At 39.7% G+C, this 21,355-nt stretch carries 19 protein-coding genes and 1 tRNA gene; 13 read left to right on the plus strand and 7 right to left on the minus strand.

The window, feature by feature from the left end; genetic code table 11:
* Positions 1 to 45 precede the first annotated feature (45 nt).
* Entirely contained in the window at positions 46 to 1,032 is a 987-nt protein-coding gene (locus R2Q94_RS16195) for a D-alanine--D-alanine ligase (RefSeq protein ID WP_316822511.1), read from the minus strand.
* A gap of 146 nt (positions 1,033 to 1,178) precedes the next feature.
* Here R2Q94_RS16195 and R2Q94_RS16200 point away from each other — a divergent pair, with 146 nt between their 5' ends.
* The 5 genes from R2Q94_RS16200 (at position 1,179) to R2Q94_RS16220 (ending at position 4,601) form a co-directional block, all read left to right on the plus strand.
* The gene (locus tag R2Q94_RS16200; protein ID WP_316822512.1) at positions 1,179 to 1,949 is read left to right on the plus strand and encodes a PASTA domain-containing protein; all 771 of its coding nucleotides are present in this window, start codon (positions 1,179 to 1,181) and stop codon (positions 1,947 to 1,949) included.
* 16 nt (positions 1,950 to 1,965) lie between these two features.
* The gene (mltG, locus tag R2Q94_RS16205) at positions 1,966 to 3,021 is read left to right on the plus strand and encodes an endolytic transglycosylase MltG (RefSeq protein WP_316822513.1); all 1,056 of its coding nucleotides are present in this window, start codon (positions 1,966 to 1,968) and stop codon (positions 3,019 to 3,021) included.
* Between the two features lies 1 nt (position 3,022).
* On the plus strand, positions 3,023 to 3,430 hold the full coding sequence (locus R2Q94_RS16210; protein ID WP_316822514.1) for a thioesterase family protein: 408 nt from the start codon (positions 3,023 to 3,025) through the stop codon (positions 3,428 to 3,430).
* A 9-nt stretch (positions 3,431 to 3,439) separates the two neighbouring features.
* The gene (locus R2Q94_RS16215; RefSeq protein WP_316822515.1) at positions 3,440 to 4,405 is read left to right on the plus strand and encodes a YihY/virulence factor BrkB family protein; all 966 of its coding nucleotides are present in this window, start codon (positions 3,440 to 3,442) and stop codon (positions 4,403 to 4,405) included.
* A gap of 109 nt (positions 4,406 to 4,514) precedes the next feature.
* Positions 4,515 to 4,601: transfer RNA gene (locus tag R2Q94_RS16220), tRNA-Ser, on the plus strand.
* A 149-nt stretch (positions 4,602 to 4,750) separates the two neighbouring features.
* On the opposite strand, the gene R2Q94_RS16225 is transcribed toward R2Q94_RS16220, so the two are convergent.
* From R2Q94_RS16225 to R2Q94_RS16235, 3 genes are read right to left on the minus strand one after another with little or no spacing between them, the layout of a single operon-like run.
* Complete coding sequence (locus R2Q94_RS16225; protein ID WP_410478560.1) at positions 4,751 to 5,734, minus strand: ISL3 family transposase; 984 nt, start codon at positions 5,732 to 5,734, stop codon at positions 4,751 to 4,753.
* On the minus strand, positions 5,727 to 6,080 hold the full coding sequence (locus R2Q94_RS16230; protein ID WP_316822516.1) for a transposase: 354 nt from the start codon (positions 6,078 to 6,080) through the stop codon (positions 5,727 to 5,729). The genes R2Q94_RS16225 and R2Q94_RS16230 overlap by 8 nt, the downstream gene beginning before the upstream one ends.
* Positions 6,081 to 6,099: 19 nt before the next feature.
* A complete protein-coding gene (locus R2Q94_RS16235) occupies positions 6,100 to 6,285 on the minus strand; it encodes a hypothetical protein (RefSeq protein ID WP_316822517.1) in 186 nt (61 codons plus the stop codon).
* 380 nt (positions 6,286 to 6,665) lie between these two features.
* Here R2Q94_RS16235 and pncA point away from each other — a divergent pair, with 380 nt between their 5' ends.
* Positions 6,666 to 7,256, plus strand: a complete 591-nt coding sequence (gene pncA, locus R2Q94_RS16240; protein WP_316822518.1) for a bifunctional nicotinamidase/pyrazinamidase — start codon at positions 6,666 to 6,668, stop codon at positions 7,254 to 7,256.
* Positions 7,257 to 7,465: 209 nt separating this feature from the next.
* Here the strand turns inward: pncA and R2Q94_RS16245 are convergent, their stop codons facing one another.
* Positions 7,466 to 7,966, minus strand: a complete 501-nt coding sequence (locus R2Q94_RS16245) for a hypothetical protein (RefSeq protein ID WP_316822519.1) — start codon at positions 7,964 to 7,966, stop codon at positions 7,466 to 7,468.
* A gap of 562 nt (positions 7,967 to 8,528) precedes the next feature.
* Here R2Q94_RS16245 and R2Q94_RS16250 point away from each other — a divergent pair.
* Together R2Q94_RS16250 and R2Q94_RS16255 are read left to right on the plus strand one after the other, a co-directional pair.
* Entirely contained in the window at positions 8,529 to 11,108 is a 2,580-nt protein-coding gene (locus tag R2Q94_RS16250) for a TonB-dependent receptor (RefSeq protein WP_316822520.1), read from the plus strand.
* Between the two features lie 257 nt (positions 11,109 to 11,365).
* Entirely contained in the window at positions 11,366 to 11,893 is a 528-nt protein-coding gene (locus tag R2Q94_RS16255; protein WP_316822521.1) for a RidA family protein, read from the plus strand.
* Between the two features lie 267 nt (positions 11,894 to 12,160).
* On the opposite strand, the gene R2Q94_RS16260 is transcribed toward R2Q94_RS16255, so the two are convergent.
* Positions 12,161 to 13,603: an MFS transporter gene (locus R2Q94_RS16260; protein ID WP_316822522.1), complete on the minus strand. Its 1,443-nt coding sequence runs from the start codon at positions 13,601 to 13,603 to the stop codon at positions 12,161 to 12,163.
* 25 nt (positions 13,604 to 13,628) lie between these two features.
* On the opposite strand from R2Q94_RS16260, the gene R2Q94_RS16265 reads away from it, so the two are divergent.
* Positions 13,629 to 14,075 (plus strand): helix-turn-helix domain-containing protein, encoded by a 447-nt coding sequence (locus R2Q94_RS16265; protein WP_316822523.1) that lies wholly within the window; start codon positions 13,629 to 13,631, stop codon positions 14,073 to 14,075.
* A 21-nt stretch (positions 14,076 to 14,096) separates the two neighbouring features.
* Here R2Q94_RS16265 and R2Q94_RS16270 read toward each other — a convergent pair whose 3' ends face one another.
* Positions 14,097 to 15,533, minus strand: a complete 1,437-nt coding sequence (locus R2Q94_RS16270) for an alpha-L-fucosidase (protein ID WP_316822524.1) — start codon at positions 15,531 to 15,533, stop codon at positions 14,097 to 14,099.
* 248 nt (positions 15,534 to 15,781) lie between these two features.
* On the opposite strand from R2Q94_RS16270, the gene R2Q94_RS16275 reads away from it, so the two are divergent.
* From R2Q94_RS16275 to R2Q94_RS16290, 4 genes are all read left to right on the plus strand, one after another.
* On the plus strand, positions 15,782 to 18,220 hold the full coding sequence (locus R2Q94_RS16275) for a phosphocholine-specific phospholipase C (RefSeq protein WP_316822525.1): 2,439 nt from the start codon (positions 15,782 to 15,784) through the stop codon (positions 18,218 to 18,220).
* 348 nt (positions 18,221 to 18,568) lie between these two features.
* Entirely contained in the window at positions 18,569 to 19,123 is a 555-nt protein-coding gene (locus tag R2Q94_RS16280; protein ID WP_316822526.1) for an RNA polymerase sigma factor, read from the plus strand.
* 78 nt (positions 19,124 to 19,201) lie between these two features.
* Entirely contained in the window at positions 19,202 to 20,485 is a 1,284-nt protein-coding gene (locus R2Q94_RS16285; RefSeq protein WP_316822527.1) for an MFS transporter, read from the plus strand.
* Positions 20,478 to 21,320 carry an ROK family protein gene (locus R2Q94_RS16290; protein ID WP_316822528.1) on the plus strand — a complete coding sequence of 281 codons (843 nt, stop codon included), beginning with the start codon at positions 20,478 to 20,480 and terminating at the stop codon, positions 21,318 to 21,320. The genes R2Q94_RS16285 and R2Q94_RS16290 overlap by 8 nt, the downstream gene beginning before the upstream one ends.
* Positions 21,321 to 21,355 lie beyond the last annotated feature (35 nt).

The raw sequence follows: 21,355 nt of genomic DNA on the forward strand, positions 1-21,355 counted from the left end.
TTAAGACGGCCTCTTTATTTTATAAAAAATTATTAAATCTACAATTTAGCCAATAGTTTCTTTAACCAGTTTGGTGTAAAAGTCATTCAGCTTCATCCCCATTGCAGCAACTTGCTGAGGAATAAAACTAGTGGCCGTCTGACCAGGGATGGTATTGACTTCAATGAAGTAAAAGTCACCTTCATCCTCTGTCAGGATAAAATCTATGCGAACTACGCCACTGCAGTTTAATTTTGTATAAACATCCTTGGCAATCTGCTCAACTCTAGCTCTAGTTTCCAATCTAATGGGTGCAGGAGTAGTTTCCGTAGCAACTCCTGGTGTATATTTAGCCTCAAAATCAAAAAACTCCTTTGCAGTTTCTACTTCTGTTGCCGGAAGCACCACCAACTTTCCATCCAGTTTTACCACACCTACCGTAAATTCCCTTCCGGAAATGAACTCTTCAATCAGCAACTGATCATCTTCTTTAAAAGCTTTCTCCACTGCTTTGTCTAAATCTGCAGTATGTGTTACCTTACTCATACCAATACTACTTCCCCCGTTATTAGGCTTTACGAAATAAGGTATTTTAAGCTCTCTTTTAATCTGCTCAAGATTGTAGGCAACATTTTTAAAGACCTGTACTGACTTAGCAACATGCAGGTTTTCAATCCCCTGAACAATAGCTTTAGTATAGCCCTTATTCATGGTAATTGCAGAAGTTAACGCATTACAGGTGGTATAAGGCAGATTAAGCATATCAAAATAACCTTGTAATTTACCATCTTCGCCAGGAGAGCCATGAATAGCAATAAATACCCCATCAAAAGTGACTTTTCTACCCTTAATATTTAAGGAAAAGTCATTTCTGTCTACTTCAATTTTCACAGAGTCTGCCGGTTCATAAAACCAACCTTGCTGGGTAAGCATGATTTTATAAACATCAAACTTGCTGGCATCCAGATTTTGGGCGATGGTGGCTGCACTTTTAACCGATATGACCCACTCACCTGTGGTACCACCGGTTAGTAATGCTATTGTTTTCTTCATTTTTAAGCGTGTTAAAACCTATTCAAAGTAATAAGTCAATTGTAAGCACAAATATAAATTAGTTGACCCAGATGTCATTTTAATTCCAATAAAATATTTTTTTAGCCTAAATTTGGGCTTTATACCTTAATGAACAGAAAATTCCTATGAGCAAATTCATATCTTACCTAAAGACTAAATCCTTTAGAACCAATATCATTGCCGCAATCATCACGGTGGTGGTCATCATCCTGACGGCCTTCTTTAGTTTAAGATATTACACCAAACACGGACAAGGTTTAAACGTACCTGCAGTAAAGGGTCTAGCTTTCACACAGGCGGTCAGCAAGTTAGAACAATTAGGACTTCGTTATGAAGTAGATTCGGTATTCGTAATGGATTCTCCTCCGGGTATTGTGATCGACCAGGATCCTGAAGCCAATACTTTTGTAAAAGACAACCGTACCATCTATTTAACGGTAAATGTAGCCATGGCTCCTAACGTTAAATTCCCTGATATCGAGTTCAAACCTTTTAGACAAGCGCAAGCTTTAATAGAAAGTTTTGGCTTAAAACTAGGCGATACTACCTATAAATCAGATCAGGCAAGAGACGTCGTTTTAGAAGCTTTATTTGGTGGACAACCGATCAAAGCTGGCGAATCAATGCCTAAAGGATCTAGAATTGATTTGGTTTTGGGTGATGGAAAAGGAAATGAAGAAGTAGATATTCCTTCATTGATAGGATTAACGAAAGATGAAGCCATCTTTGCCTTAAAGAACGGCGCCATGCTCACTCTAGGAAATGTATTCTATGAAGGAGAGATTACAGATACAGCCAATGCGGTGATCATTAAGCAGGATCCATTCTTAACAGATTCTGTTACGAAAGTTAAAATCGGTACCCCAGTAAACATTACCTTGTCTAATAAAAAATAATTATTGCGATCATTATATGTCAAACGAAAACGCGAAAAGCTTTAAGAAAAGTACTAAAGTAATATTGGCCGCATTGCTGGTCGTATTGGTTGTTGGTGGTTATTTCGGCTTGAAATTCTACAAGGTGTTCTTTGCCCCTAACATTACTGGGAATGAAAAATACATGTATGTAAGAACTGGAAGTCATTTAGACGACCTGTTTGAGGAAATCCGTAAGAAAAACATCCTGACAGACATTGGCTCATTTAGTCAGGCAGCAGCGAAAATGGACCTTGCTCAAAACCTGAAACCAGGTAGATACAAAGTAAGTAAAGGCATGAACAACAGAACCTTGATCAATATGCTAAAAGCAGGAAATCAAGATCCTGTGAAACTAAAATTCCAAAACATCAGAAAGAAAGAAGATTTTGCCGGTTACCTTGCAAAAAATCTGGAAGCTGATTCCCTGGCTTTCATCAGTGTATTGGATTCTGCTGCATTAATTGAAAAATATGGATTCAATAAAGACAACATTTACACGATGTTTATTCCTAACACTTACGAAGTGTATTGGAACATTACCCCGATGGAGTTTTTTGAGAAGATGCAGAAAGAATATGATAAATTCTGGAATGACCAACGTAAAGCGAAGGCTGCTGCTTTAAATTTAAGTCCGGCTCAGGTTTCAGTACTGGCTTCTATCGTAGATGCAGAGGCTTTATACGACAAAGAGATGCCCATCATTGCTGGCTTGTACCTGAATCGACTCAAAAAAGGAATTTTATTACAGGCTGATCCGACTGTCATCTTCGCTAATGATGATTTTACGGTAAAAAGGGTAACCAATAAGCTATTGCAAGTACCTTCTAAATACAATACTTACAAATATGCGGGTTTGCCTCCAGGGCCGATTATGATGCCTAGTATCAATGCAATTGATGCAGTGTTAAACAAAGACAATAACAATTACATCTATATGTGCGCTAAAGAAGATTTCTCTGGTTACCACAATTTTGCAGTTACGGTACAGGAACATGAGATCAACGCGAAAAAATATAGAGAAGCTTTGAACAAACGTAATATTTTCAAATAGGATGTTTACACATAGTACTAAAGTAAGGGTACGATACGGGGAGACGGACCAAATGGGCTACGTATATTATGGCAATTATGCTGAGTATTATGAAGTAGCAAGAGTAGAAATGTTGAGAAGTCTGGGCATGGACTACGCAGGTATGGAAAGCAGCGGCGTGATGATGCCGGTTTTAGAGTTAAACTGTAAATACATTAAACCTGCGCTTTACGATCAGGAAATCACGATTAAAACGACCATTCACGAGCTTCCAGGCGTTCGTATACATTTTGTATACGAACTCTTTAATGAAGCAGAAGAACTGATTAATATCGGTAAAACAACCCTGGTGTTTGTCGACATGGCAAAAAACAAACCTTGCTCCCCTCCTGAGAATTTCATGGAGAAGTTAAAGGTATTTTTTAATTAAATTTGATAGATGGAGTGGGTTCATAAGCAACTACTAAAAATCAGGATTTACGCTTTGTTTATCGATTGGACCAAAGTATGTATACTTCCTGGTTTCAGTCCGCTGCCCCTCTATACCGTCGCCACGTTTTTCTTTAAAGAGATTGGGAAGGACTCCTTAGTCAATAAGGCTTCTTCACTGGCTTATAACTTTATGTTGGCGCTATTTCCGGCCATCATCTTCCTATTTACGCTGATTCCCTTTATTCCTAAGCGTATCGGCTTCCAGAAACAACTGATGGAGCTGATCGTACTCATATTACCGGCTGATGCCTACAAAGCCTTTGAGGCTACCCTAAATGAGATCGTGAACAAGCAGAACGGGGGATTATTATCATTTGGTTTCTTCTTATCATTGTTTTTCGCTACAAATGGAGTGCACAGCCTCATGATGGCCTTCAATAAGTCTTCCCTGATCATTGAAGACCGTAGCTGGTTAAAGCAACGATTAATCGCCGTATTGTTAACAATTACTATAGCTTTATCCGTAATCATCTGTATTGTTGCAATGACGATTGGCGTGATCATCTTAAATAAACTAAATATCAAAGGCTCCTTTATTGTTTACCTGGTTCAACTCACCAGGTGGGCGCTATTAGGGATTCTATATTTTGTAACAATTTCTATTCTTTACAAGTACGGTCCATCCCATGTGAAGAAATGGAAGTTCTTAAGTCCAGGTTCCTGCCTTGCTACCATACTTGCCTTCCTGACCATTTGGGGATTTTCCTTTTACATAGATAATTTTAGCTCTTACAATAAAATCTATGGCTCCATTAGCACATTAATCGTGTTGATGATCTGGCTTTATTTAAATTCTTTAATCCTTTTGGTCGGTTTTGAGCTAAATGCGAGTGTGGATCTGTCAAAAAGAAGCGTGAAAATTCTGCGTCCTAACTACAACCTATTCAAAAAACAGGCTTCCAGACCTGATTAAACAGGAAAATAGAAAATTATTCTAGCTCATTTTTAAGGGCTTATCTGATTTTCGTTAAATTATCTATTTCTTAATTTGCAGAATCAATCGGAGTTTGTACTTTTGTGACGGAGAGTTGGCAGAGTGGTCGATTGCGGCAGTCTTGAAAACTGTTGACTTGTCAAAGGGTCCGCGGGTTCGAATCCCCCACTCTCCGCTAAATGGTCATCAAAACCATACTGAAACCCTGAAATCGTAAGATCTCAGGGTTTTCTGTTTTAATCGCTACCTAAATATTTCATCCTCTTTATCTTTATCCAAATAAAGTTGAAAGTGGATCAAGCGGAATTCTTGGGGGGATGAGATTCAAGCATAGATTTTAGATAGCCTGAAAAGGAAAAATCTAACATCCCTAACTCCCCTGGAAGTTGCCCTGAATGCTTTCACCTTTGCATTGAATGATTCCGCAGATGCGTTTGTAGATCTATTAGTGAAAAAGTTTAGAATAGATAAGTAATGTGCCTGTATAGATCTTGAGACAGTTCTGAATGCTTCTATTGAGGAGTCTTCTACATCATTATACCATAATGCCAGCCGTTTAAATGCCTGCTCCTTACTTTTACATAACTTAAAGATTTCGCCTAGTCTGAGGGATAAGTTATATGCTTTGTTTAACTCTGGATACCGCTCAAAGAGCAGTTCCGCCCGGTTCTTCTGAGCCTGGGTCCACTTACTGTGGTGTTTGAAGAGTAAATATCTACTTCTGGCCAGCAATTGTTTAAGTGTATCTCCATTGCAAAGCACTTCCCCACGAAAGATGGTTCTGTTTTTCTTTGCTAATTTAATGGCTTCATTTTCTGCATCCAAAGCTTCCCAACGGTATTTTATCCTGCATTCCTGAACTGCATCATAAGCAAGTTTTTGGACATGAAACCGATCAATAACCCTATGTGCATTGGTAAAACATCTCTTGATGGCCAATTGCATATTTGCAGCCATGTCCATAGTGACTTCCTGAACCTTTTTACGAAGTCGTTCTGGTATTTTTTTCAGTACACCAATGATGTCTTCGGCCACTGTCCCCTTTATCATGGCAACAATAGCCCCCTTACGTCCTTTTGCACCTTTATTGGTGACGATAGTAAATAGCTCCCCATTGGATAAGGCTGTTTCGTCGATACTTAAATAGGGGCTGACATTTTTAGTAAACAACATCCACTGGTCTGCATGATCTTTCTGATCCCAGTCATTGTAATCACTGATGTGTTCCTTATATTGTTCTTGGAGTTGTTTGCCATCCACCTGAAAGTAATGACCTAAATGATAGCAGCTGATGGGATGATTATCCAAATATTCCTTTTAAAAAAAGACCGAATTCCGTTGTCATTCGCGCTCCTTTTCTTACTAAATCCCAATCTCTACTGATGATTTCTCCGGTGTGTTTTACCGTCCAACGCCTTCTTTTTATGCATAAGGCCACTTTCTGACCGCGAATAGGGAAATCTTGAATACCAACCTCCGGGAAGAATCCCTTGGATTCAAGATCTTTTTTATCATAGCCATCAGGGGCTATATTTTTTTCTTCAAGGTAGATGTTCAGCATCTTAGCATCTTTCTCTACTCTCGCTAATTCAAAATAATCAAGGATACCTTCCGGTAATAATAAACTGATCAGGGTTTCTGCGGCTTCACTCAAAATGAAATTCTAGTTTAGGTTACAAATGCAAAAGAATGAATTTTTTTTTCGTTCCCCCCAAGAATTCCGCTTGATCCTTGAAAGTTTGATCAGACTCATAACCAGCTTGCATCATTTCCCTCGCCCACTCAACCCAAGCTTCATCAATGTCATGGTTAATGGATTTTTTCATTAAAATTTTATAGGTAGAAATAACTTTAGTCATGAATTTCCAGGAATTTACTGTAGTTCATTATGCTTAATATTTTATTCTGAACTTGATGGATGCTCATTACAGATTGTACCCACCAATACAAAAAACACTATACTGATCAGTAACTTTCAGGGCTGAACTATCTTGGTTTCCGTAGTGTTTCAACATGCAAATTATAATTAATTTTACATTTGCACAAAAGGTACACCTCATCATCATGCCTCTAAACATAACCCTATGATCCGTTTGGGCTATACTGATGATTGGGCTCCTAAAATAAAAGCGGTTGGACTGAGCGAGTAGGTTTTACTGGTCAATTCAGGTGCCTGGGTAGAAAGTCTAACAAAGGTGAATGACTATTATTACTGTAAAATAACATTAAATCCCTATTGATGAATGCTTTGATTATTATCGATGTCCAGTATGATTTTTTACCAGGAGGCCCTTTAGGGGTAAATAATGGAGATGAAATCATTCAAACAATCAACATGTTACAATCCACCTATGACCTGGTTGTGGCTACCCAGGATTGGCACCCTATAGGACATAAGAGTTTCTATACCTCCCATTCAAATAAAAAACCATTTGAAGAAATATCATTAAATGGCGTAAATCAGATTCTATGGCCTGAGCACTGCCTACAAGGAACAAAAGGAGCAGAACTGGTGACAGAACTTTCAACGAATAACATTGAGGCTATTTTTAGAAAAGGAATGGACAAAAAAATTGATAGTTACAGTGGCTTTTTTGATAATGCCAGAAAGAAGGCGACAGGCATGGCAGATTACCTAAAAGGAAGAGGAATTACCTCTGTAGCTGTTTGCGGCCTGGCAGCTGATTTTTGTGTGTATTACACGGCGAGTGATGCCTTAGATTTAGGTTTTAAATCAAGTATCATAGATTGTGCGACCAAACCTATTGACCCAAAAGAATTTGAAGAGATAAAAAAACACTTTCAACAAAAGGGTGGCACTATTATATAGCCCCAGCCTGACAGTAGACCTTTCATTTTTTGCGACAATCATGATGAACTGGAAAATCATTCTTCAGCGTTAAAAAATTTCCTAATAGGTCCGCGAAGAGGATTTTTGCCTACTTTATTATTCATTGATCACATTTGCGATGTAAAATATTTGTCCTACTAATTCCAATTTGATAAGCTTACGAATAGAAAATGGATGAACACATTTTCTTATTGGAAAAGTGATGGCACAACATTTACACCTCTGCTTTCATCGCTCTTTACCGTTTTATAAATTAAATTACCATAACGATCATAGCCACTCATTATTTGGCATTGCTCCTCAAAAGTGGATAAAAAACCTGTTTTAGGCAGAATATGAAGTACTAAAGAACCGATATTCCCATTGTAGAATTCAGGCCCATCCTTGATTTCATTAATGTAAACCGGATTAAAATCAGAAATCCTAGTAGAAATGGCAAAATATTGGGATCCACAATACTGCCCCTGACTGCTAGGAAAACCTTGTCTCCATTTAATGACCGCTTTTGAATCTCTTACTGAAAGATAATTGTCGATAAAGACACGTTTTGAACCTTTATAATCTTTTACTTCATTCAATTTCTTATTGATGTAATTGATCGTTTCCTCCTTCGTTCGCATTGCTTTATCCTGACCATATCCATAGCATACGCTAAGCACCAACAGACAAATTATAATTTTAATTTTCATCTTTTTTATCATTTTTTAAATCATCTTAAGTACCTCTCTTCAGCTCCCCGAAACAAAATTCGACTAAGTAATTTATCCCTTTAGGAGTATTTTTAACAACACTGCAGCGTCCTCCTGCTAGCCATGAAAAGCCTTAAATTCTGCTAAAAACTGACTTTTTCAAGTCGACTATAAATTAAATCTATAAAATCCATAGATTTTATTTTATTATTCAAAAAGAGTACTATATTTGCATAACCAACTCAGTGATTACAACTTACAACCAATGATAACAGATTCACATTTTATGAAAATGAAACAAAAAACATCTAAAGCGGAAATGCCTCTCCTTTTAGCATGTTGTTGCTGTTGTTGTTGATTGACCTCAGCATCCGCTGAGCAACTTTAAAATATCCAAAAGCCTTTAAATAGTTTTTGACATTTTTTTTAGATGATAAAACCATCTACTGGCCAGTGCTTTGCATTTTTTTTAATACAGCACGCTTCAGCATCAACAAAATTAACGCGCATTCACCCAGACCACTGGTTGCGTAAAACCAACAAACCACGTAATAATAAAACCATGAAAACAAAATTACTTCTACTCTTTTCATTCCTGCTCAGTGCAAACTTTGTTTTTGCACAAAGTGCGATAAAAGGAGTTATAAAAACTAGTAACGGTGCGCCTGTGCCACATGCAACTGTGTTAATCAGAGGCACCAATATTTCTACCACAGCTGATCAGGATGGTAAATTCAGTATCGATTCAAAACAAGACCTTCCATTTTACCTTAGGGTCAGTTCAATTGGTTTCAAATCCCAGGATTTCCAGGTGATAAAAGTAACGGATACACCTCTGGAACTCATCCTGATCGAAAGCGAACTGCTGGATGAAATTGTGGTGACCTCAAGAAGAAGATCCGAAGTCCTTCAGGATGTACCCATCGCCATTACCGTCATCGGTGGTCAGACGGCAGAAAATGCAGGAGCCTTTAATGTTAACCGCTTAAAAGAACTCGTTCCTTCTGTTCAGTTGTATGCTTCAAATGCAAGGAATACCACCCTTAATATCAGAGGATTAGGCTCTACATTCGGTTTAACGAATGATGGTATCGATCCAGGGGTAGGATTTTATGTTGACGGTGTCTACCAGGCTCGCCCTGCGGCAACCTCTACCGATTTCATTGACATTGACCAAATAGAAATTTTACGTGGTCCACAAGGTACATTGTTCGGAAAAAACACAACGGCCGGTGCATTCAACATCACCACCACTAAACCTAGTCAGACACCAGGCGCAAAAGTAGAATTAAGCGCTGGGAATTATAACTTCATACAAGCGAAAACATCAGTTACTGGAGGCCTCGCTAAAAATCTTGCAGCCAGACTTTCTATCTCTGGAACCCAAAGAGATGGTACCATATGGAACACCAGAGAAGAACGTAAATACAGTGGACAAAACAACCTTGGTTTTAAAAGTCAGCTATACTACACGCCTTCTGAAAAATTACAGGTATTGTTAAGTGGAGATGTGAGTATCCAGCATCCTGCAGGTTACCCATTGGTGATTGCAGGGGTAACTACAACCGAAAGAAGTGCTTACCGCCAGTATGCTAAAATTGTGTCTGATTTAGGCTATCAGCAACCCAAAATAGACCCATTCTCCAGAGAAATCAATACCAATACACCATGGAGACACAACCAATCTATTGGTGGATTATCTGTAAACCTGGATTATAAGATCGGTAATGGGACCCTGACTTCTACTACTGCCTGGAGATTCTGGAACTGGGATCCTACAAACGACAGAGATTTCTCAGAATTATCTGCATTAACTAAATCTCAGGGAAATTCCCGTCATGATCAGTATTCACAAGAGGTCAGATATGCGGGTAACCTTACAGAAAAAGTAAGCGGTGTATTTGGCGTGTTCCTTCTTGGTCAGAACCTGAAAGGGCTGTCACAAACTGAGGAGGTGGGTAAAGACCAATGGAGATTTGTACAAACGGCAAATACCGGAGCCCAGGCATTGTACTCCACTCCTGGCTTGCTAGATGGATACGGCATCAAAACCAACTCAACCATCAAATCATTAAGTGCTGCTGTTTTTGCACAGGTAGATTGGGAGTTCCTCGAGCATTTCCACATTTTACCTGGCTTGAGGTTTACCTATGATAAAAAAGATGTGGATTACGACAGGGTAACTTACGGTGGATTACAAACTACAGATGCGGCATTACTTGCACTTAAATCTGCGGTATATAGCAACCAACGATTCAATACCAGTACAGACAACAACAATTTATCTGGTAACATCACGCTTTCCTTCCGCCCTGACACTAAATTAAATGCCTACGGAACCTTCTCTACTGCCTACAAACCCGTAGGAGTTAATGTAGGTGGTTTGCCAACTACCGCCAATGGCGAAGCAGATTTATCTTTGGCAGTCGTAAAACCAGAATACGTCCAACACTATGAATTAGGTATTAAAACCAAGCCCTTTAAAGGGGCATTGCTCAACATCAGTGCTTTCAATACAGACATTAAAGACTACCAAACCAATGTGCAGTCGCCCCAGTTAGGCGTAAACAGAGGTTATCTTGCCAATGCAGAAAAGGTAAATGTGAAAGGTTTAGAAATTGATGGAACTTATCAACTGAAAAGATTCTGGACTTTAAATGCTGCCCTGGCTTACCTGGATGGTAAATATGTAAAATTCACCAATGCACCATTACCTTTAGAAGAAACAGGACATACAGAACTAGTAAATGGTGTGGCTACACAGGTTGCGTTTAAAGACGCCTCAGGCGGACGATTGCCTGGCATATCTAAATGGAATGTTTCAGGTGGAACAGAATTGAGCACAGCAGGTAATTTGTCAAGTGTACTAGGCCGGTATTTTATTGCTGTAGACGCCAGTTACCGATCTGGATATTCCTCAAACCCAACACCTTCCCGTGTATTAAATGTGGAAGGCTATTCCTTACTAAACGCCAGATTAGGTTTTAAATCGGATAAATTTTCTGTTTTTGTATGGAGTAGAAATATTGCAGATAAACACTATTACGAACAATTACAAGCCGCAGCAGGAAACTCAGGTTTATATGCCGGAGTACTTGGTGATCCAAGAACCTATGGCATTACCCTACGCTACACTTTGTAAAAACATTTTAAGGAAGCAATAAATTCCCTAAATAATTTGTGACTCTCATAGATCACTGATCAAAAAGCCTGAAATCTAAAAATTTCGGGCTTTCTGGTTGAAAAAACATTCCTAAACTCAACATATGTAAATGTTTTGAAAAATCAGGCCATCTAACTTTGCCTGGCTATATCAAACAAATATATCATGAGAAAATTATTAATTTCCCTGTTCACATTCTGCCTGGGCTTTCTAATTTCATTAATTTTTTAGTAGCCATGAGTAATTCAAACCATTTTTCAGCACATGTAAAATACGCCTTTACTTTATCTATCCTATTATTATCTGCCTGTCAGATCACTAAAAACAATTCAATTATAACTAAAAATAACATGACCAGTATCATTCATAAAAATCCAGAAACACTATTCGACCCTACTCCCTATGCCTTTGCTCATTCAACAAGTAGTCCTGATCCGGGAAGATATGTTTTTATATCCGGCCAAAGTGGCGGACAAGATTTAAAACATAGTCTATCGAAAGATTTTAGAACCCAGGTAAAGTATGCCTTGCTCAATTTAGAAACAGTACTTCAGGAATATCAGCTAAAAACTGAGGATGTCCTTAAAATCACAGTATTAATTGTAGACCATAATCAGGAAAAATTAGCCATATGGACAGAAGAAATGCACAAGACCTGGAAGAACAACCATTTCCCGGCCAGTACTTTGATTCCTGTACCTAGATTAGCATTAGATGATATGCTGATAGAAGTAGACGCAATTGCTTTGATGAAGGAAGAATAAAAAAATAAACTGTACACAATAAAACTCCTTAAAAAGCGTCTTTGTATATGAGAGCGTTAATTTAGATAAAGGGAAGTAGTCTTCGGATTATTTCCCTTTTCTTTTTCTCATAAACCTCCATTTTAAGGCTTTCAACCTATATGAACTCAGGCCATGACCATTATACTTTAGGATTAGTTTTTCCAATTCTTCGGCAACAGCACTTGCTGACTAGTGATCGCATACCCCCTCAGTAATCGACCACAGCACTCCAGAAACGAACCCGATTTATTTCCCAGGGTTTAACATCCGGCTTTCATTTACCTGATCAGGAAACTGATAAAGGAAAAACAACACCGCTGACAAAGCAAAAAGGTTTAATCCCGTGGCCCCCATATAAGCATTCACAAACATGGCCTTGCTACTTTGTTCTTCTAATAAAGAAAAGAACACACCGCCTGTCAGACCAACTCCCAAGGCAATTGCAGTCTGTTGAATCGTCGAATATAACCCGGAAGCTGAACCTGCTAAATCTGCGGGAATCCGTTGCAGGGCCAGCGACATAATCGATGGCAGTACCGATCCGCAACCCATCCCATAAATCAGCAGCAAAGGATAAGAAAAATATCGGTCCAGACTTTCTGCGCTGAAAAGAATAACATGTAAAACCAAACTCAGCATCATCAGCAAAACCGCCATCAGAATCACTTTTTTTCCGTACCTGCTGATCAATAAAACAGAAACCACCGAGCCCATCACATATCCTAAACCTTGAAAAACAAACAGCAGACCCGTTTCAGAAGAACTGATGTGTAAACCATCCTGCAGGAATAGTCCGGTAATTAAAAAGTAAGAATCCTGTGCGATATAATAAAACAAAGCGATAAACAAACCAATCTTAAAATCCTTGATACGAAAGAGCTGAATTTGAATCAATGTACTCAAGCCCTTATTCATTTTTGCCTGTTGATTCTTTACAAAACCATACATCAGCAGAAAGGAAGCACATAAAAGTCCGATGCTCCATAATGGCCAGCCAAGTTCCCTTCCCCGTATCAATGGATAAATAAGACACAAAAGCGCCAGACTACTCAGGATCACACCAGAAAAGTCAAAATTTCTGTTCCCCACAACCTTATGCTCTTTTAAATGAAACAAAGCCATCACAGCAGCCACAATCCCCAAAGGAACATTGATCAGGAAAATCAATCTCCAACCATCCCAATGACTCAACAACACATTTGAGAAATGAATTTCCGGCAAAAGTCCTCCCAAAAACTGCCCCAGCACTGATGCAATTCCTGCCACACTCCCATAAACACCCAATGCTTTTGTCCTATCCTTTTGATCAGGGAACAGCAACTGAATATAGGCTAAACTTTGAGGTACCATAAACGCCGCGCTTAAGCCTTGCAGAGAACGGGAAATATTAAGTTGCAACGGCGTCGCTGCAATGCCACATAATAAGGAAGCCAATGTGAAACACAACAAGGATATCACATACACTTTCTTCTTGCCATAATAATCTCCAACTCTTGCAGCCGTAATCAGAAACACAGCATAGCCTAGTAAATATCCCGCAATCACCATTTGTATATCTGCCTCTGTAGCATGGATGTCTTTTTTAATAGTTGGAAGTGCTACATTTACAATAAAAATATCCAGTACGGATAGAAAAGCCGCAGCCGAAAGAATAAATAGAGACCGCCTGTTGTCGATTTGATTCATCATAGTTTAAAAGATTGAACAAGGCCATATGCCCCATATCGACAGCAAAGATGTCCCTACTTACAAATCCCTGCAAGTAGTTAAAAAAACGATACTTAGTATGGAAAAGAATACCATTGTTCATAACCAGGAGGTTACAAAATCAGAAAAAGACGATTATTCAACAAATAACTGTGCGGTGACAAATGCCCTAAAGATTATGGGTGGAAAATGGAAGATGTTACTGATAAAAATCATCGCCGATGATTGCGTATCCCGATTTGGAGAATTGAAAAGAAAAATGGACGATATTGCTCAAACTACTTTAACCATACAGCTCCGGGAACTGGAACGGGATGGCATTATTTGTAGAAAAGCCTATGCAGAATCTCCTCCTAGAGTGGAATATAAACTCACAGAAATTGGTATTACCTTGCTTCCGGTAATTCAGGTGTTAACAGAATGGAACGATAAGTATTGCAGGCTAACAAATTAACCTCCAATACTTAACACCGGTTTATTCATCTGCCGGAATAAACTCAAAAGATAAAGCAGGTTCATGATTGCTAAGTCCCCGGGGAAGCATTATTGTAGTGGTCCCATTTATCAGCTTCCATTTCAGTCTTTTACCATTGGATAGCATCCTCACTGGTGTACCTTTTTTCGGGGCATTACCCGTCCAGCTAATGGTACCAGGAAGTTCATCGCCGGTTTTTTTACAATAAATCGCATATCGTTGTTTTCCATCCTTACTCTGGGTAAACCAGGTTGTTCTGCTATGGTAATTTTTAGTAATCCTGGTGTTAAAAATGGCCTTTCCATTTTTGGCAGTCCAGTTCCCAATCGTATTCAATCTATTCAGTACTTCCTCTGGCAATGTACCATCTGATTTCGGTCCGATGCCCAGCAATAAACTACCACCCTTAGCCACAATTTCCACCAACTTATGCAACACCACATCTGCGGATTTATATTGATCATTATTTACAAAACCCCATGCCCCACCTAAAGTCATACAGCTTTCCCAGGGATAATTCAATTGCGTATCAGGGATTTTTTGCTCCGGTGTCTGGTAGTTCTCATAAGGACCGTGTACCGTCCTGTCTACCATCAATAAACCTGGCTGCGCCTTTCTTGCCATACTGGCGATCTTAGGCATATCAATATCCTGGCTCCATTTCGGAATGTTGGCACCCCAGGAAAGTACTTCTTCATTCACCGTTTCCAAAGGTCTTACCCAGCCGCCATCCAACCACAAAATATCCACGGTACCGTACTTCGTCATCAATTCCTCGAGCTGATTATAGGTAAATGATTTATACTTATTCCATCGCGATGGGTGCTTCCTGATGTCATAATTGTTATTGCGGTCTGCAGTAGCGTATCTAGACCACCAATAGTTCTCCGAATGCCAGTCTGGTTTAGAAAAATATGCACCAATCATAAAACCTTCTTTTCTAAATGCATCAAAAACATACTTTGCAACATCTGCTTTTGGGTTCCCAGCAAATGGCCCCTTGGCTATGCTAAAATCAGATTCACTGGTATCAAACATGGCAAAACCATCATGATGCTTCGTCGTAAAAACCAGGTATTTCATACCAGCATGCTTTCCAGCACTAGCCCATTGCTCAGGGTTGAAGTTTACCGGATTAAAACTTTTACTCAGGTTCCAATACCATTTTTTGTAATCATCATAAGTCTTCGTGCTATCTCTATCAATCCAGTCTTCAGAACAGATAGACCAGGATTCTATTATGCCTGGAACCGCATACAAGCCCCAATGAACAATCATTCCAAACTTCTGATCCTGCCATTGATCCAATTTTTGCTTCACCAGGGGATCCTGCGGCCATTCATAGACCGTAGATTGCTGATGAACTCCATGATCTTGTGCCTTTAATTTGGAAAAAGCACAAACCAGCAATGCTGCAATTACAACTCGTTTCTTCATTTAACCGATATCTTTTAATATAAAAATTTCACAAAAGCTTCCCCAACACTTGCATAAACACCTTTTTAAGCTGAAGTTTAATAATAAAATTTCCCCATAAGATACATTTAATAACGTAATTTCTAATCAATGGCAAAAATCTCTCCTCAGCCTGGTAGGTAAAATTAACCTCACATCCATCACAATTTTAAAAGGATTGTTTAGTTTAGGCGGATCAATCTTTTTCAAAAAACACACAACTGAACTCAATGGAAAGCAGAAGAGATTTTATAAAAAAAGCCACTTTACTAACCGGTGCGCTGGGTATGGCAGGAATGTTACCCACTGCTATACAAAGAGCAATGGCCATAAACCCTGCCATAGGAAGCAGCTATCTGGATGCTGCGCATGTGGTCTTCCTGATGCAGGAAAACAGGTCATTTGACCATGCCTTTGGCACTTTAAAAGGAGTGAGAGGATTTAACAATCCCAGAGCCATCACACTCCCTAACCAATACCCCGTATGGTTGCAAAGCAATAAAAAGGGAGAAACTTATGCCCCTTTCCGTTTAAACATTAAAGATACCAAAGCCACCTGGATGAGCGCCCTACCCCATTCCTGGGAAAATCAGGTTGATGCCCGTAACAATGGGAATTACGATGGATGGCTGGAAGCAAAAAAATCAGGAAACAAGGAATATGCAGATATGCCTTTAACCATGGGCTATTACAACCGCGAAGACATCCCCTTCTACTATTCGTTGGCAGATGCCTTCACAGTATGCGACCATAATTTTTGCTCTATTCTTACCGGAACAAGTCCAAACCGCTGCTTTTTCTGGACCGGAAAAATCAGGGAAGAACAAAATGCAACTTCTACCGCACACCATTCCAATGGTTATATCGACGGTTCTGAACGCCTTTCCTGGAGTACTTTTCCGGAACGCCTATCAAAACATGGCGTAGATTGGAAAATATACCAGAATGAACTGAGCGTAGGTGTAGACCTGGAAGATGAAGAAGAAAGCTGGCTGGCCAACTTCACCGATAATGACATGGAGTTTTTCAAACAATATCATGTAAAAAGACATCCGGAACACCTGGTTTACCTGCGCAAAACCAAAAGTCAACTGGAAGACAAACTGAAAGAAAAAGCCGATGCCAAGCTGCAGAAAAAGCTGGATTTTGTCAGCAAAGAAATCGAATTCCTGGAACTTAACCCACTGGAAAAACTAAGTCCTGAACAACAGGAACTGCACAAAAGAGCCTTTGTTACCAATAGAAATGATCCGGATTTCCATAGCCTGGAAAGCCATACCTATAACGATAATGGAACCGAAAGAACAGCTAAAATCCCGAAAGGTGATGTTTTATATCAGTTCCGGAAAGACGTAGACAATGGTCAGTTGCCAACCGTTTCCTGGCTGGTCGCTCCATGTAATTTCTCCGATCATCCCGGTGCCCCCTGGTATGGCGCATGGTATTTATCAGAAGCAATAGACATCCTCACCAAAAATCCGGAAGTATGGAAAAAAACCATCTTTATACTGACCTATGATGAAAATGATGGCTATTTTGATCATTTACCGCCATTTGTAGCTCCAAATCCTACAGATCCATCTACAGGAAAAATATCAAAATCATTAGACAGCAGTGCAGAGTATATTTACAAAGGCAAGAATAGCGATAGAGAAAGTGCGGTAGGACTAGGTTTCCGCGTACCAATGGTCGTGGTTTCACCATGGTCCAGAGGGGGCTATGTGAACTCACAAACCTTTGACCATACTTCCTCGATTCAGTTTCTTGAACACTTCTTATCGCATAAAACCGGTCAGAAAATTCATGAAGACAATATCAGCTCCTGGCGAAGAAGCTTGTGTGGCGATCTCAGCTCAGTTTTCAGACCTTATAACGGCGAAAATATTCCAGTCCCAAAAACAGTAGAAAGGGTGCCTTTTCTGGAAGGAATCCACAAAGCTAAATTTGCTAAACTGCCGGATGGCTATAAAAATCTGGACAAGGCAGCCATTGCTGGCATTCTGAAAAATCCAAAAAACAACCCGAACCTGCCACAACAGGAATCAGGGATTAAACCCGCAAATGCGATTCCCTACGAACTGTATGCACATGCTGCATCAGCACCTGCTAATAAAGCAATAACACTGAAATTTACTGCCGGAAATAAGTTCTTCGGAGACAAAGCAAAAGGTGCTGGATTTATCGTTTATTCCGGAGATAAAAACTGGGATTTTACGGTAGATGCAGGAGATACCATCGGTTACGAATGGCCTTTAGACACTTTCCCTGGAGGGACCTACGACTTAAAAGTATACAGTTCAAATGGTTTCTACCGCAGATATACCGGTAATACCAACGATCCCGAAATCGAAATTGCATTAAGATATCAAGCTGGAAAAGATGGTAGCAAACCTAACGGAAATGTCCTGCTACACATCAGAAGATTGGTCAAAGGCAATCCGATCAAAATTAAAATCAAAGACAATAGTTATAAAAAACCAACAATCAATGCGGTTTTAAACAAAAGCCAGGAAGAGATCTTTATTCCTATCGACTTAAAATCCAGTCATAGCTGGTATGATTTCACACTTACCACAGATAAAAACCAGGTCTTTAGTCAACAGTTTGCCGGCCATGCCGAACATGCAAAAGAAAGCTTTACCGATCCGTTAATGGGAAATTTATATTAGTACTATTCCATACCGGTAAAAAACCTCTGAATGTAAAATAGTCAGAGGTTTTTTGCATTCCATAACAATCAAAAAAAATAAATCCCAGCCCGACTTTAAGCAGTTTGGGTAAAATCACTATTACAATTCAACATTTTTTTCCATTCAGCATCTTCTAATAAAAAACAAATTAATTTCCGCGTTTTTAACCAAAAGAAACGCAATTCCGCCTAAAAAACCGACCGATAAACCACTCGTTATCAAATGATAACCGTTATGGGTATTTTCATTTCCTCTTAGGAACTTACAATAAATTATTAATACATTAACATTTCTTTCGTTTAGTTCAATTCTTGTAAACATAGGGGTATGCATGATAAATTTTCTGAATCGAGGCTTTGGGACAGCTTTAAATCTGGTGATAAAGACGCGTTCAAAGCGATCTATTACAAGTACTATATGCTCCTTTACAAATACGGCGTAAAAACCTCTGCCGATGAGGATCTGGCTGAGGATTGCCTCCAGGATTTGTTCCTAAAGCTCTGGAAGAACAGGGAAAACCTTGGAGAAGTAGCCTCCCTAAAAAGCTACCTCTACCGGGCCTATATCCGGATGTTATTTGAAGCCATCAAAAAATCAAGACGGGTAATCAACCTGGCAGAACTCAACCATCCTCTGGAGGAAAGCAGCATTGAAGAATCCATGATTCAAAATCAGGATCAACAGGAGAGCAGCCAGCATTTACACCAGGCCTTAAAACACCTCACTAAAAGACAGCGACAAGTCATGCTACTGCATTATTTTGAAGGACTTTCCTATAAACAAATCGCAGAAATCCTTCCCATAAAATATCAGGCCATCCGTAACTGCGTGCACGAAGGAATAAAAGTACTCCGGAAAAACATCGCTTCCAGGTCTGGATAGCCTTTTGTAAATATTTTCAAAAAGATATAGTACAAAATCAGGCATAGGTCGTCTATAGATTCATAACCTGATGAACCAATGAAAAGAAACTACTTTGTACTCGGCCTCATTTTATTAACATTCTTTGTCATCTCCTTTCTAACCAATATCATCGGCCCCCTCGTTCCAGATATTATCAGAAGCTTTTCTTTAAGCCTGACTACCGTTGCCCTCCTCCCCTTTGCCTTTTTCATTGCCTATGGGGTCATGTCTATTCCTTCAGGAATTCTGGTAGAAAAATATGGTGAAAAAAAAGTCATGGCTGCAGCTTTTTTCCTTTCCTTTCTCGGTGCTATGCTCTTTGTATTCAGCCCTGGCTATTTCAGTTACATGTCCTCGCTATTCTTCATTGGTGCAGGTATGGCCATGTTGCAGGTAGCCATCAACCCCTTGCTTCGCGTGGCTGGAGGAGAAGAACATTTTGCCTTCAACTCTGTACTCGCCCAATTCTTTTTTGGCCTCGCCTCTTTTTTAAGTCCACTCGTTTATTCCTATCTCGTATTGAATATTGGAAAGCCGGAAGGCGATAGCAGTCCGGTCATTTCCTTTTTTGAGTCTATCGTCCCCGCAGCACTACCCTGGATTTCTCTTTACTGGATTTTTGCCATCGTGTCCCTTTTAATGGTGATCGTCATTGCCAGCATCAAAATACCGAAAGTAGAACTCAAAGGTGATGAAAAAGTCGGTGGCATGGAAACCAATATTGCGCTCCTTAAAAATCCAACAGTAGGTTTGTATTTCCTCGCCATTTTTTGTTACGTAGGACTGGAACAGGGAGTAGCCAACTGGATGTCCGAATTTCTACATACCTACCACAATATAGATCCCAAAACCGGTGGTGCCACAGCAGTGTCCTGGTTCTGGGGAATGCTCACCATTGGTACGCTCCTCGGTTTATTGCTGCTAAAATTCATGGACAGTAAAAAAGTACTGGTATTATTTACCGCCGCAGCCATCGTCAGTCTGGCATTGGCACTGTTTGGTTCTGCGGGTATCGCAATCTGGGCCTTTCCGATGATCGGATTCTTTGCTTCAGTAATGTGGTCAATCATTATCTCACTGGCACTGAACTCCATGGACAAGCACCATGGTGCTTTATCAGGCATTCTCATCACCGGAATTTGTGGTGGCGCCGTCATCCCTTTAATTATCGGATGGATCGGGGATTTAAGCTCTTTAAAAACAGGAATGATTTTTATATTTGTGATGCTCAGCTACATACTGAGTCTTGGCTTTTGGGCCAGACCATTAGTACAAAATGAAACTATTGCCCTTAAAAGAAAGAAAGTAGTACCTCATCAAAAACTCGTAACGGATGAATAAAATGCTAATTGGCGTAGATCTTGGTGGCACAAATGTGCGCTCCGGATTGGTATATGGACAAGAAATTGTTAAAATGGATAGCGATATGATCCAATCCAAAAATAATGAATTATCAGTCGTTGGACAGGTCATCAAGTCGATCAGCAGGGTAATGAATCCCAAAGTAACCGCCATAGGAATTGGTGTTCCAGGCATCCTCGATGTCAAAGAAGGTATTGTTTACGATGTACAGAATATCCCTTCCTGGAAAGCAGTTCCACTAAAATCCATCCTGGAAGACCATTTCAAAATTCCGGTTTTCATGAACAATGATGCCAACTGCTTTGCTGCCGGAGAATGGCATTACGGACTAGGTAAAGAAAAACAAAGTCTGATCGGTTTAATCCTCGGCACAGGAGTTGCCGGAGGAATCTACTGCGATGGTAAACTCTATGAAGGCCGCAATTGTGGCGCAGGAGAATTCGGAATGATCCCTTACCTACATCATAATTATGAATATTACTGCAGTGGTAATTTCTTTAAACGTTTTCACCAAAGCTCCGGTGAAGAAATGTACCAAAGAGCAGCAACAGGGGATCGCCAGGCATTAAAGGTCTTTCAGGAATATGGCAAACACCTGAGCTGGCTGATCAAAACCATACTCTATGCCGTAGATCCGGATATGATTGTTATGGGGGGATCAGTAAGTAAAGCCTTCCCTTTTTTCAAGGAATCGCTATGGGCAAATCTTCAAGACTTCCCTTATCAACCAGTCATTAGAAACATTAAAATCGTTCCCTCAGAAAAAGAAAACATTGCCATTCTTGGCGCAGCCGCCTTGTATTTTAACGCTTAAAATTCCATCAAAACTCCTTACTACGATCTTCTATC

This window comes from Pedobacter gandavensis (assembly GCF_032678465.1).
Lineage (GTDB): Bacteria > Bacteroidota > Bacteroidia > Sphingobacteriales > Sphingobacteriaceae > Pedobacter > Pedobacter gandavensis_B.